This window comes from Vibrio sp. Hal054 (genome assembly GCF_037162405.1).
GTDB lineage: Bacteria > Pseudomonadota > Gammaproteobacteria > Enterobacterales > Vibrionaceae > Vibrio > Vibrio diazotrophicus.
Genome location: NZ_JARLUT010000001.1, coordinates 702,268 through 715,100 on the forward strand (window position 1 = coordinate 702,268; position 12,833 = coordinate 715,100).

The 12,833-nt window shown below is 44.4% G+C and carries 8 protein-coding genes, 4 tRNA genes and 1 pseudogene; 7 read left to right on the top strand and 6 right to left on the bottom strand.

The annotated features are described in order from the left end of the window. Window positions 1-31: 31 nt before the first annotated feature. Window positions 32-709 (bottom strand): methionine ABC transporter permease, encoded by a 678-nt coding sequence (locus P4S58_RS03165; protein WP_102968305.1) that lies wholly within the window; start codon window positions 707-709, stop codon window positions 32-34. Further along, a complete protein-coding gene (gene metN / locus P4S58_RS03170) occupies window positions 699-1,733 on the bottom strand; it encodes a methionine ABC transporter ATP-binding protein MetN (RefSeq protein ID WP_042488892.1) in 1,035 nt (344 codons plus the stop codon). Before metN ends, P4S58_RS03165 begins: the two co-directional genes overlap by 11 nt. 267 nt (window positions 1,734-2,000) lie before the next feature. Here metN and gmhB point away from each other — a divergent pair, with 267 nt between their 5' ends. The 5 genes from gmhB to treC all read left to right on the top strand — a co-directional run bounded on the left by gmhB (window position 2,001) and on the right by treC (window position 7,551). After that, complete coding sequence (gene gmhB / locus P4S58_RS03175; RefSeq protein WP_102953897.1) at window positions 2,001-2,558, top strand: D-glycero-beta-D-manno-heptose 1,7-bisphosphate 7-phosphatase; 558 nt, start codon at window positions 2,001-2,003, stop codon at window positions 2,556-2,558. Window positions 2,559-2,653: 95 nt separating this feature from the next. After that, window positions 2,654-3,013, top strand: coding sequence for an MliC family protein (locus P4S58_RS03180; RefSeq protein ID WP_102953733.1), 360 nt, complete (start codon window positions 2,654-2,656; stop codon window positions 3,011-3,013). Window positions 3,014-3,092: 79 nt separating this feature from the next. Then, window positions 3,093-4,040, top strand: a complete 948-nt coding sequence (gene treR, locus P4S58_RS03185; protein WP_102968304.1) for a trehalose operon repressor TreR — start codon at window positions 3,093-3,095, stop codon at window positions 4,038-4,040. Window positions 4,041-4,368: 328 nt separating this feature from the next. Continuing rightward, on the top strand, window positions 4,369-5,793 hold the full coding sequence (treB, locus tag P4S58_RS03190) for a PTS trehalose transporter subunit IIBC (RefSeq protein WP_180980422.1): 1,425 nt from the start codon (window positions 4,369-4,371) through the stop codon (window positions 5,791-5,793). Between the two features lie 66 nt (window positions 5,794-5,859). Then, window positions 5,860-7,551, top strand: a complete 1,692-nt coding sequence (gene treC / locus P4S58_RS03195; RefSeq protein ID WP_102968302.1) for an alpha,alpha-phosphotrehalase — start codon at window positions 5,860-5,862, stop codon at window positions 7,549-7,551. 117 nt (window positions 7,552-7,668) lie between these two features. On the opposite strand, the gene P4S58_RS03200 is transcribed toward treC, so the two are convergent. From P4S58_RS03200 to P4S58_RS03215, 4 genes are all read right to left on the bottom strand, one after another. Next, a tRNA-Tyr gene (locus tag P4S58_RS03200) sits at window positions 7,669-7,753 on the bottom strand. 104 nt (window positions 7,754-7,857) lie between these two features. Continuing rightward, window positions 7,858-7,942 (bottom strand) — tRNA-Tyr (locus tag P4S58_RS03205). Window positions 7,943-8,046: 104 nt separating this feature from the next. After that, window positions 8,047-8,131, bottom strand: a tRNA-Tyr gene (locus P4S58_RS03210). Window positions 8,132-8,235: 104 nt separating this feature from the next. Beyond that, window positions 8,236-8,320: transfer RNA gene (locus P4S58_RS03215), tRNA-Tyr, on the bottom strand. Between the two features lie 287 nt (window positions 8,321-8,607). Here P4S58_RS03215 and P4S58_RS03220 point away from each other — a divergent pair. Both P4S58_RS03220 and vexH read left to right on the top strand, forming a co-directional pair. After that, window positions 8,608-9,666, top strand: a complete 1,059-nt coding sequence (locus tag P4S58_RS03220) for an efflux RND transporter periplasmic adaptor subunit (protein WP_102969180.1) — start codon at window positions 8,608-8,610, stop codon at window positions 9,664-9,666. Beyond that, window positions 9,666-12,772: pseudogene (gene vexH, locus P4S58_RS03225) on the top strand (vibriobactin export RND transporter permease subunit VexH). Before P4S58_RS03220 ends, vexH begins: the two are co-directional and overlap by 1 nt. Window positions 12,773-12,833: the final 61 nt, after the last annotated feature.

Genomic DNA, 12,833 nt, shown 5'->3' on the forward strand with positions numbered 1-12,833 from the left:
TAATCTCCTTGTTAGAAATTCTTGTATCGTTTTATCTGTGATCAACGCGGCGTACGAATGCATCACCGATTGATTGAATTATTTGTACTAGAACAATAAGCATGACAACGGTTACTGCCATTATCACCACATCGTAACGGTGGAAGCCGTAACGAATAGCCACATCACCTAGGCCGCCGCCGCCCACTGTACCAGCCATCGCTGAGTAGCTCACAAGAGTAACCAGCGTGATAGTTACAGAGTTTAGAATGGTCGGCATTGCTTCTGGTAACAGCACCTTGCGAATAATTTGCATTGGTGTTGCGCCCATAGATTGTGCAGCTTCAACAAGACCAGTTGGAACTTCCAATAATGCCCCTTCAATCAAGCGAGCAACAAAAGGAATTGCGCCGATAGTTAGAGGTACGATTGCTGCTGTTGTGCCAATGAACGTTCCCACAAGCAATTTAGTTACTGGAATAATCGCTACCATCAACACAAGAAACGGTACTGAACGGCCAATGTTGACGATTGCGCCAAGTATGCTGTTCAACTTAGTGTTTTCTAGCAAACCACCTTTTTTAGTCGTGTGCAGAATAACGCCTAGTGGAATACCCAGCGCGAAACCAATAACGCCAGCAACAGCTACCATATACAAAGTCTGCCAAGTTGCTGTTAAAAGCAGGTCACCGTTTAGTGATAACCAGTAAGCAATGGTATTAAAGGACATAACCAAGCACCTCTACTTTTACTTTATTGTCACGAAGGTATTGAATTGCAGCGTTATCGTTTTCTTCATCACCGAAGATTTCCGCTACCATCATGCCGAACTTCACACCGCCAGCGTAATCAAGATCTGAACTCAGAATGCTGACATCAATGTTGAATTTTCGCGAAATTTGCGACATCAATGGTGCATCAACAGTTGCGCCGGTAAATTCCAAACGAACTAATGGGTAACTGCCTTGCACTCGTGTTGGCTGCAAACGTGCTTGGTAATCATCAGGAATCGATAAATCCAGCGTTGAACGAATGAACTGATGAGCAAGTTCTGTTTTTGGATGAGCAAAAATATCGCCCACAGAACCTTTCTCTACTAATTCACCGTCACCGATGATAGCCACTTCATGACATATACTTTTTACTACATCCATCTCGTGGGTAATCAACAAGATAGTGATGTTTAGCTTACGGTTAATCTCTTTCAAAAGCTCAAGAATCGACTGCGTAGTGGCAGGATCGAGAGCACTGGTCGCTTCATCACACAACAATACTTTTGGATCAGATGCCAGAGCACGAGCTATCGCAACACGTTGTTTTTGACCACCACTTAGATTTGATGGGTAAGTGTCACGTTTCTCTGACAAGCCAACCAACTGAAGAAGTTCAGAAACTTTCTTCTCAATATGACTAACACTTTGACCAGCAAGCTCTAACGGCAGAGCAACGTTTTCAAACACAGTACGTGAAGAAAGCAGATTAAAATGCTGGAAAATCATGCCGATGTTACGGCGTGCTTCACTCAATTGCTTCGAGCTCAGCTTAGTAAGGTCAACACCATCAACAATAACGCTACCGTTAGTTGGGCGTTCTAACATGTTCACACAACGAATCAGCGTACTTTTACCAGCACCTGATGAGCCAATAACACCGAAAATCGTGCCTTGTTGGATGTTAAGGTTGATGTCTTTTAAAGCATTGATTTCTTTCGTGCCTTGATAAAACACCTTGTTGACGTGACTAATCTCAATCATTGAAAAACCTGCGCAGGGATAAATCTTGGTTGTTTTGTAACGAGTTACCTTTGTATTACTAAAAAAATAGCAACAACAGAATAAAATATTTAACTCGTTCTAACTTGGTAGAGGATGCTATGGCTTAACTAAGTTCAAGTCAATAGATATTTTTACGTCTAGACGTCTAAATGGTTGTTTGAGTGATACTGTTAAGTAATTAGATAGTGATGAAAGAAATAAAGCGTGCAATAATTCGCTTAGTTTGACTTTAAAGAGATGAATATTTTGGCGAAACCAGCTGTGTTTTTAGACCGTGACGGCGTAATAAATGTCGATCATGGCTATGTAAGCGACGAACATGATTTTGAGTTTATCGACGGTGTATTTGAAGCCGCGAAAACACTGCATGAAATGGGCTATCTACTTGTATTGGTGACCAACCAGTCGGGTATCGCTCGTGGCATGTTCAGTGAAGATCGTTTTCTGTCATTAACACAGTGGATGGACTGGAACTTCGTTGATAATGGCGTTGAGCTTGATGGCATCTACTACTGTCCTCACCATCCAGAGCATGGTGTAGGCAAGTATAAAGAAGATTGTGATTGTCGTAAGCCAAAGCCGGGTATGTTTATCTCTGCTCGTGACTTCTTGAAGATCGATATGGCGAACTCTGTGATGGTGGGTGACAAAGCGGAAGACATGATGGCCGCAGAAGCAGCCGGAGTCGGTACCAAGATTTTAGTTCGTACAGGCAAGCCCGTGACTGAAAAAGGTGAAAGTTTAGCCACTGTTGTACTGGACAGTTTGCGCGAAGTGCCTAACTATTTAAAAGAGCGTAAATAATACCATTACTAGTAATCGGTAGTTGAGACATTGCTGGGGTTGGTATTAATAGGTCGCTTAGGCGGCCTTTTCTATTATTTGAAGAGAGAATCATCATGAATAGAAACGATATCCTAGTCGCATTCTGCTTGGTGGCGCTACCCTTGACTGCACTAACAGCGTGTTCAAGCTCAACCGAAGTCGATGGACTTAAAGTTAGGGACAGTGATTTTCAACATTACCTTTGCGACGATGAGAAGCAGTTTGATGTAGCTTACGTATCTGAAGAAAACGCAGTGTTAAAGACCTCGGAAAGCCTGTATCGCTTGGTTCGTATTCCTTCCGGCTCTGGAGCGAAGTACATATTGGATGACCACACTTCAGCGGTAGTGAATCCTGTTACCTTGTTCACGAAAGGGGATGACGCTAGGTTAGAAGTCAAAGGTATTATTTATAAAACTTGCCGGATTGAGTGAAATTTTGCTTATATATGGCCTTGAGTAGAAGTAGTGCGGTGGTTTTCCACCGCTTTTATCACCTTGCAGACCATATTTCATGAGCAGAAAACTCACCATCCTTGATATCGCAAAACTTTCCGGAGTCGGTAAATCTACCGTTTCTCGTGTACTCACCAATGATCCAAAAGTGAAGCCTGAAACTCGAGAAAAGGTTGAGCGCGTCATTGCTGAATCTGGATATGTTCCTTCTAAATCGGCGCAGTCGATGCGCGGCGGCAGCCAGAAAGTTATCGGTGTGATTATTTCTCGCCTTGATTCGCCTTCTGAAAATCGTTCTGTCAGCAGCATGCTGGAGATTTTTTACGCTCATGGTTATGACGTCGTGATCATGGAAAGTCAGTTCGATCGGCAGAAAACCAACGAACATTTGGACGTCTTGCTGAAGCGTAATGTGGACGGCGTGATCATTTTTGGCTTTACGGATTTAGATGCGCAAGCTTTGGTACCTTGGCAGTTGAAATCGGTGGTGATCGCCACTTATTCTGAGCAGGTTTCCTCAATTAATTACGATAATATCGGTATCATCAATCAGGCATTGGATTACGTTAAGCAGCAAGGGCTAAATCAAGTCAGCTTTATAGGTGTCGATCCTCAAGATGCCACAACCGGCGAAATGCGTTTGCAAGCCTATCTAGATTGGTGTCAGGAGCAACAAATTACGCCCCGTTATCAAACGGGTAAGTTAAAACACGAAAGTGCCTATCAATTGGTTGATAAAGTGCTGTCTGAAAATACTCAAGCCATCGTCTGTGCCAGTGACACCCTAGCGTTAGGTGTGATTAAGCGCTTGCAAGAGTGTCAGCGTGAAGATGTTGTGGTGACAGGTGTCGGCGGTAATGAGTTACTGACTTTCTTGTTCCCTAAAGTCTACACTGTCGATCCTGGTTATCGACAAGCGGGAGCACAGGCTGCGAATCTGTTAATTTCGCATCTTAGCGGTGATGTACAACATCTGGTTCATCTCACTCAAGTTCCTGCCCTCTGAGCACCAACGATATTAACCAATAAGGCGAGAAAATTCGTTCTCGCCTTGAATGCTTTTCGTCTTGAAAGCTTCTCGCTTTGAATAGTATTCGCTTTGATCACTTCTCTCTTTTACCACTTCTTGCTTTGATCATTTCTCTGTTTTTACGTGAAAGCTTGCATATCTTTTGTTGAAAAAAACACCGCCTAATGTGATCGTTCTCAATTTATGGGACTGTTCCCATTTTAAGTCTGATTTGTATGTGCCACTATACTGAAAACTTAATGGGAATGTTCCCATTGTCAATTAGACTAATATAAAAGCTATAAGTAACAGGGTGGACAAAGGTATGAGTAAGATAGCGAGACAAGATGTAGAACGTCTTGTTGAATTGGTTGGCGGTAGTGAAAACATCGCCAGTGTTAGCCACTGCCTAACACGTTTACGGTTTGTACTAAATGAACCAGAAAAGGCTGATAAGCAAGGTTTGGAATCGCTGAGCTTAGTGAAAGGTTGCTTTACTAACGCTGGGCAATTCCAAGTCGTGATCGGCACTGAAGTCGACCAAGTGTTTAAAGTGCTTTTGGACATCACTGGTCAATCTGGCGCTTCAAAAGACGATGCGAAACTCGCAGCACGCCAAAACATGAATCTTTTGGAACGCGGTATCTCCCATCTTGCAGAAATTTTTGTACCGCTGCTTCCTGCGATTATTACCGGCGGTTTGATCTTGGGGTTCCGCAACGTGATTGGCGACATCAAGATGTTCGACGGTCAGACCTTAACGGAAATCAGTCAGTTCTGGGCAAGTGTACACTCATTCTTATGGTTGATTGGTGAAGCTATCTTCTTCTTCCTACCAGTTGGTGTGTGTTGGTCAACAGTGAAGAAGTTAGGCGGAACACCTATTCTCGGTATCACTTTGGGTGTGACACTGGTTTCGCCTCAACTGATGAACGCTTATCTGATTGGTAAACAAGTGCCGGAAGTCTGGGATTTTGGCCTATTCGTAATTGAAAAAGTGGGTTATCAGGCTCAGGTTATCCCTGCGATCTTAGCGGGTGTGATGCTTGCCTTTATTGAAAACACCCTAAAACGAGTGGTTCCAGCTTATCTCTATCTGGTTGTTGTACCGTTTGTTTCATTAATTTTGGCTGTCATCTTAGCGCATACGTTAATTGGACCGTTCGGCCGTGTATTAGGTAATGGCGTTGCCTTTGCTGCAAAAGCTGCAATGACGGGTGATTTCGCGGTACTGGGCTCGATGATATTTGGTTTCTTGTACGCACCACTGGTTATTACTGGTATCCACCACACCACCAACGCTGTTGATCTACAGTTGATGCAAGAGTTGGGCGGCACACCAATTTGGCCTTTAATTGCGCTTTCTAACATTGCTCAGGCTTCAGCTGTTGTAGGTATTATTCTGATCAGTAAGAAACATGGTGAGCGCGATATTTCTGTACCAGCGGCAATTTCTGCTTACTTAGGTGTGACTGAACCGGCTATGTACGGTATCAACCTCAAATACAAGTTCCCAATGCTATCCGCAATGATTGGTAGTGCTTTGGCTGCGGCGGTATGTGGTAGTGCTGGTGTGATGGCGAATGGTATCGGGGTAGGTGGTCTGCCGGGCATTTTATCTATTCAGCCTCAGTACTGGAGTATCTACCTTGTTGCAATGTTAGTTGCGATTGTGGTTCCAGCGGCACTGACTTTAGTAATGTACAAGCGTGCACAAGTCAAAGGCGCTTTATCTACCGCTTCAGCATAACGTTTTTATGAGTGGCTTTTTGCCACTCTTTTTTTCTGTTTTTGATTTTTGGTAAGTGAGAAAAGAATGGCCTTTGCTAATAGTGAATCCGACTGGTGGAAAACTGCATCTATCTATCAAATTTATCCTAAAAGCTTCTGTGACAGTGGCGCAAAAGGAACCGGAGATATCCAAGGCATTATTTCTAAACTGGACTATCTGCAAACTCTGGGCATTGATGCCATCTGGTTAACGCCTGTCTATCAGTCACCAATGATTGATAACGGTTACGACATTGCCGATTACTACTCGATCAATCATGATTTTGGCACCATGAGTGACTTCGATAACCTGCTTGAGCTGGCTCATCAGAAAGGCATTCGCATCATTATGGACATTGTTGTGAATCATACTTCGACACAGCATATGTGGTTTCAGTCAGCGCTGGAAGATAAAACTAGCCCTTATCGTGACTACTACATTTGGAAGTCCCCCGTTGATGGCAAAGCACCGAATAACTGGCAGTCAAAGTTTGGTGGCAGTGCTTGGGAATATGATGAAAAGTCGAACCAATATTACTTGCATCTCTTTGCTAAGGAGCAAGCGGATCTGAACTGGGAAAATCCTCTGGTTCGAGATGAAGTAAAAGAAGTGATCAGCTTTTGGGCTGAGAAAGGTGTGGACGGTTTTCGTTTGGATGTGATTAACCTGATTTCCAAACAACAGAATTTTCCAAACGACGAGGTAGGTGATGGCCGCCGTTTTTATACTGATGGCCCGCGTGTGCATGAGTTTTTACAAGAAATCAGCCGCGACGTTTTCCAAAAGTATGGCAGTGTGACGGTAGGGGAAATGTCATCGACAACATTGGAGCATTGTCAGCAGTATTCATCATTAAATAACAAAGAGTTATCTATGGTGTTTAACTTCCACCACCTGAAAGCGGATTATCCTAACGGAGAAAAGTGGACAAAAGCCCCCTTTGATTTCATACAACTCAAGCAGGTATTTAACCATTGGCAAACTGGCTTGAATGGGAAAGGTTGGGGAGCATTGTTCTGGTGTAATCACGATCAACCCCGAGTGGTCAGTCGTTTAGGTAATGATAGCGAGTACCGTGTTGAGTCGGCCAAAATGCTCGCAACGTCAATACATATGATGCAGGGCACACCTTACATATACCAAGGTGAAGAGATTGGTATGACGAACCCAGGGTATAGCGATATTTCGCAATACCGAGATGTTGAAAGTACCAATATGTACGACATTATGGTCAAGCAGAATGGTGTCAGTGAAGCAGATATGTTGGCGATTCTGGCGCAGAAATCTCGTGATAATTCCCGAACGCCAATGCAATGGAATAATCGTCAATATGCCGGTTTCAGTGTTGGAGAACCTTGGATTTCTGTTGCCAGCAATTATCCTCAAATCAATGCAGAACAAGCTTTAAGTGATGAGGATTCGGTATTTTATTACTATCAAAAGTTAATTCAGTTGAGAAAGGAGATTACCGTTATTACAGACGGTGACTATCAAGATTTACTGCCCGAGCATGAAGCCATTTTTGCTTATCAAAGACGCAGCTCTACACAGACGCTGGTGTGTTTGAACAACTATTATGGTGTTGAAGCAGAGTGTGAATTGCCGCAAGAACTTGAGCTGAACAATGCACGTTATCTTATCGGCAATTATTCAGACATTGAGAATCAGCTAGTTGAGTTTAAGCAAAGATTAAGAGCTTACGAAACCAGAGTCATTTTGATTGAGCACCCCCTGTAGTCTCAATAAACACAAGCCTCTTTTTATAGGGGCTTGTTCTTTTGCGCTAATGCTCTGATATTTTTAGAGTATTCTGAAATGAAAAAAGCCAGCTCAATGAGCTGGCTTTTCTGTATATGGTGGAGGGGGACGGATTCGAACCATCGAAGGCGGAGCCGGCAGATTTACAGTCTGCTCCCTTTGGCCACTCGGGAACCCCTCCAGGGTATTTTCCTAATCTTTTACAAGAAGAGGCTTGAATGAAGTTTTCCCAACGCATCAATCAAGTTTTGCTCTCACAAGAACTTATCGTCTCACAAGAAAATATGGTGGAGGGGGACGGATTCGAACCATCGAAGGCGGAGCCGGCAGATTTACAGTCTGCTCCCTTTGGCCACTCGGGAACCCCTCCAGGGTGTTTTCCTAATCTTTTACAAGAAGAGGCTTGAGTGAAGTTTTCCCAACGCATCAATCAAGTTTTATTCTCGAGAGAACTTATTGTCTCAAAAGAAAATATGGTGGAGGGGGACGGATTCGAACCATCGAAGGCGGAGCCGGCAGATTTACAGTCTGCTCCCTTTGGCCACTCGGGAACCCCTCCAGGGTGTTTTCCTAATCTTTTACAAGAAGAGGCTTGAATGAAGTTTTCCCAACGCATCAATCAAGTTTTGCTCTCACAAGAACTTATCGTCTCACAAGAAAATATGGTGGAGGGGGACGGATTCGAACCATCGAAGGCGGAGCCGGCAGATTTACAGTCTGCTCCCTTTGGCCACTCGGGAACCCCTCCAGGGTGTTTTCCTAATCTTTTACAAGAAAAGGCTTGAATGAAGTTTTCCCAACACATCAATCAAGTGCGGAGCGCATATTATCAAACTCGGACTTTGTGTAAACCATTTTTTTGTCTTTTTGAATTGAATGCTGGCTTTTTGGGCAAAGATGGCCGTAATTCCCCATTTTCTTTTTGAAATAGTGGTTTGAAAAGGAGATGGCAATATCAAATTTACGTTCCTTTACGTTTCCACGTGCTATAACTCGTTATAATAAAAGTTCTTTCTTATATGCTTGATGTGGTTTATGAAAAACGTTTCGATTCTTTCTGCTGTTCTTGCTATTGCCTTATTAAGTAGCCAAGGCGCTGTCGCTGCGGGGCCAAGAAGTGCACCTGCTATCTCTGTCGTCACTGATTTAGTGCAAGTTCATCAAATCTCTCAATCACTTGCTTTAGTTGGCAAACTGGAAGCTGAACAGTCAGTCATTATTTCGCCAGAAGTGGCAGGAAAAGTAGACGTTATTGCGGTCAAAGCCAATCAGGAAGTAAAGAAAAATCAATTATTGGTGCAGTTATCTGACGAAAAAGCTCGTGCTTCAGTCGCCGAAGCAAAAGCGTATTTGCGTGATGAAAAACGTAAGCTGGCCGAATACGAGCGTTTGTTAAAGAGAAGCGCCATCACTCAGACTGAAATTGATGCTCAGAAAACCAGTGTTGATATTGCTCAGGCACGCTTAGAAGCGGCAGAAGCGAACTGGAATGATCTTCATATCAAAGCCCCATTTGCTGGCACTGTAGGTTTTATCGATTTCAGCCGAGGTAAGATTGTCAGTACCAGCACTGAACTGATGACGTTAGATAACCTTTCATTAATGCAGTTGGATCTTCAGGTTCCTGAACGTTATTTGTCGATGCTTTCTAAAGGCATGAAAGTGGTTGGGACAACACATGCTTGGCCGGGCAAGACATTTGAAGGCGAAGTGGTTGGTATCGATACTCGTGTAAATACTGAAACGCTGAATTTAAGAGTGCGCATTCATTTTTCCAATGCTGGTGGTTTACTTAAACCAGGAATGTTGGTTTCAGCGAACTTAGCTTTCCCTGCAATTGAAGCGCCGATTATTCCGGTTCAGGCTCTCGAATACTCTGGCACCAAGCGTTATGTTTACGTTGTGAACCAAGAAAACAAAGCGGTTCGAACAGAAGTGCTTCTAGGCGCTCGTGTTGAAAACCAAGTTGTGATTGAGCAAGGGCTAGAAATTGGTGAGAAAGTGGTTGTTCAAGGCATTGTTAACATGCGTGATGGCGCTAAAGTGTCCGAAGTAACCGCTGAGGGCCTGCCAGTGAACAAGGATGACAACTAATGTTGATCTCTGATGTTTCTGTAAAACGTCCAGTTGCCGCGCTTGTTTTAAGTATGCTGCTGTGCGTGTTTGGTTTTGTCTCTTTTACTAAGCTTGCTGTGCGAGAAATGCCGGATATTGAAAATCCGGTTGTTTCTATTTCAACTCGGTATCAAGGCGCTTCCGCGACCATTATTGAAAACCAGATTACCTCTGTTCTGGAAGAACAGTTAACGGGTATCAGCGGCGTCGACGAAATTACATCAGTGACTCGTAACGGTTCGTCGCGTATTACGGTCACCTTCAACCTTGGTTATGACCTGAATACCGGCGTCAGTGATATTCGTGATGCGGTAGCGCGGGCTCAGCGCTCTTTGCCTGAAGGGGCGGATGACCCTCTAGTGTTTAAGAATAATGGTTCTGGCCAAGCGTCTATGTATATTAACTTGAGTTCATCGACCATGGACCGAACTCAGTTAACCGATTATATGGAACGAGTTCTGGTTGACCGATTTAGCCTGATCTCGGGTGTCAGCTCTGTGGACGTCTCTGGCGGTTTGTACAAAGTAATGTATGTGCGATTGCAACCAGAATTGATGGCGGGGCGGGGTGTGACCACATCAGATATTTCAGCTGCATTACGTCGTGAGAATATCGAAAGCCCGGGGGGCAAGTTCGTAACGATTCTACGGTCATGTCGGTTCGTACCGCTCGAACTTATCAAAAGCCGCAAGACTTCGAGTACCTAGTGGTTAAACGCGTTAACGGATCGCCGATTTATCTTAAAGATGTGGCCGATGTATTTCTTGGTGCTGAGAATGAAAACTCGACGTATAAAACAGACGGTGTCGTGAACGTGAGCATGGGGATTGTTCCTCAGTCAGACGCTAACCCGCTGGAGGTGGCGCAACGGGTTCATCAGCAAGTTGATAACATTCAGAAATTCCTGCCTGAAAACACCAAATTGGTGGTGAACTATGACTCAACCATCTTTATTGAACGTTCTATCGAAGAGGTATACAGCACCTTATTTATTACTGGTGGTCTGGTTGTTTTAGTGCTCTATATCTTTATCGGTCAGGCTCGCGCGACATTGATCCCTGCGATTACCGTACCGGTATCCTTGATCTCTTCTTTTATAGCTGCCTACTACTTTGGTTTCTCTATCAACCTGATCACCTTGATGGCACTGATTTTGTCGATCGGTCTGGTTGTGGATGACGCTATTGTGGTGGTGGAAAACATCTTCCACCATATTGAGCAGGGCGAGAAACCTTTACTTGCTGCCTATAAAGGCACACGTGAAGTAGGCTTTGCTGTTGTTGCCACGACCTTAGTGTTGGTGATGGTGTTCCTGCCAATCTCCTTTATGGATGGAATGGTCGGTTTGCTGTTCACTGAGTTCTCGGTGCTGCTGGCAATGTCGGTGATTTTCTCGTCATTGATAGCACTGACCCTCACGCCTGTGCTGGGCAGTAAGATTCTTAAAGCAAATGTGAAACCGAATGGTTTTAACCGCTTTGTTGATAAGTTATTCGCAAAACTGGAATCGGCTTATCGCACTATGCTGCGTTTTGCTTTGCGCTTTAAATGGTTTGCTCCTCTAGTCATTCTTGGCTGTATTGGTGGCAGTTACCAGTTTATGCAGAGTGTTCCCGCGCAACTGACACCGTCTGAAGACCGTGGGGTTATCTTTGCATTTGTACGAGGCGCAGATGCAACCAGTTACAACCGTATGTCTGCCAATATGGACTTAGTGGAAGCTCGATTGAAACCTTTGCTTGGGCAAGGCTTCTTAAGATCGTTCAGTATTCAGTCGCCAGCATTTGGTGGTAATGCTGGAGATCAGACGGGTTTTGTAATTATGACGCTGGATGATTGGAATCAGCGCAGCATTACTGCTCAAAACGCACTGGGTGAGGTAAGAAAAGCATTAGCAGGCATTCCCGATGTCCGTGTGATTCCATTTATGCCAGGTTTCCGCGGCGGTTCCAATGAGCCGGTACAGTTTGTACTTGGTGGCTCAGATTATACTGAGCTCAAAGAGTGGGCTGAGAAACTAGAAGCGGAAGCGGAAAGCTCAACCTACATGACGGGCGTGGATATCAACTATTCGGAGAAAACGCCTGAGCTGGTGGTGACGGTTGATAAACAAAGAGCATCGGAACTGAATATCAGTGTGCAAGATATTTCGGATACGCTGGAGGTTATGCTGGGTGGTAAGGCGGTTACAACCTTCGTCGAGCGTGGTGAAGAGTATGATGTTTATTTACGCGGTGACGAAAACAGCTTCAATAATGCTGCGGATTTAAGCCAAATCTATATGCGTACTGGAAACGGCGATCTTGTCACTCTGGATACCGTCACCAAAATCGAGGAAGTGGCGTCGGCGATTCGCCTGTCGCACTACAACAAGCAAAAAGCGATTACCATTACTGCGAACTTAGCCGATGGGGCAACCTTAGGTCAGGCTCTGGACTTTATGGATCAAAAAGCTTTGGAAATATTGCCAATCGACATCTCCGTCAGCTATTCCGGTGAGTCTAAAGACTTTAAGGAAAACCAGTCGAGTGTTGCGGTTGTATTCGCACTAGCCTTGTTGGTGGCTTACTTAGTGCTTGCCGCTCAGTTTGAAAGCTTTATCAACCCGATGGTGATTATGTTTACTGTACCTATGGGGGTGTTCGGCGGTTTCCTTGGCCTATTTATTATGGGGCAGGGGATGAACGTATATAGCCAAATAGGTATGGTGATGCTGATTGGTATGGTGACCAAGAACGGTATCTTAATTGTTGAGTTTGCCAACCAGTTACGCGACCGTGGCGTTGAGTTTGAAAAAGCGATTGTGGATGCTTCTGCGCGACGCCTTCGTCCTATTCTGATGACAGCATTTACAACTCTGGCTGGTTCTATTCCTCTGATTGTCTCTACTGGCGCTGGTTATGAAAGCCGTGTGGCTGTGGGTACGGTTATTTTCTTTGGTATGGCATTCGCTACCGTGGTTACCTTGTTTGTTATTCCTGCAATGTACCGTTTAATTTCAGCGAAGACACAAGCTCCGGGGCATGTTGAAGCGGAACTGAACAGAGAGTTGGGGCACGATAACAAAGGCCGAACAACTCACTAAGCCCGTATCCTTGAAGCCAAAATCAAAAAGCCCGCAAAATAGCGGGCTTTCGTTTTTCAAT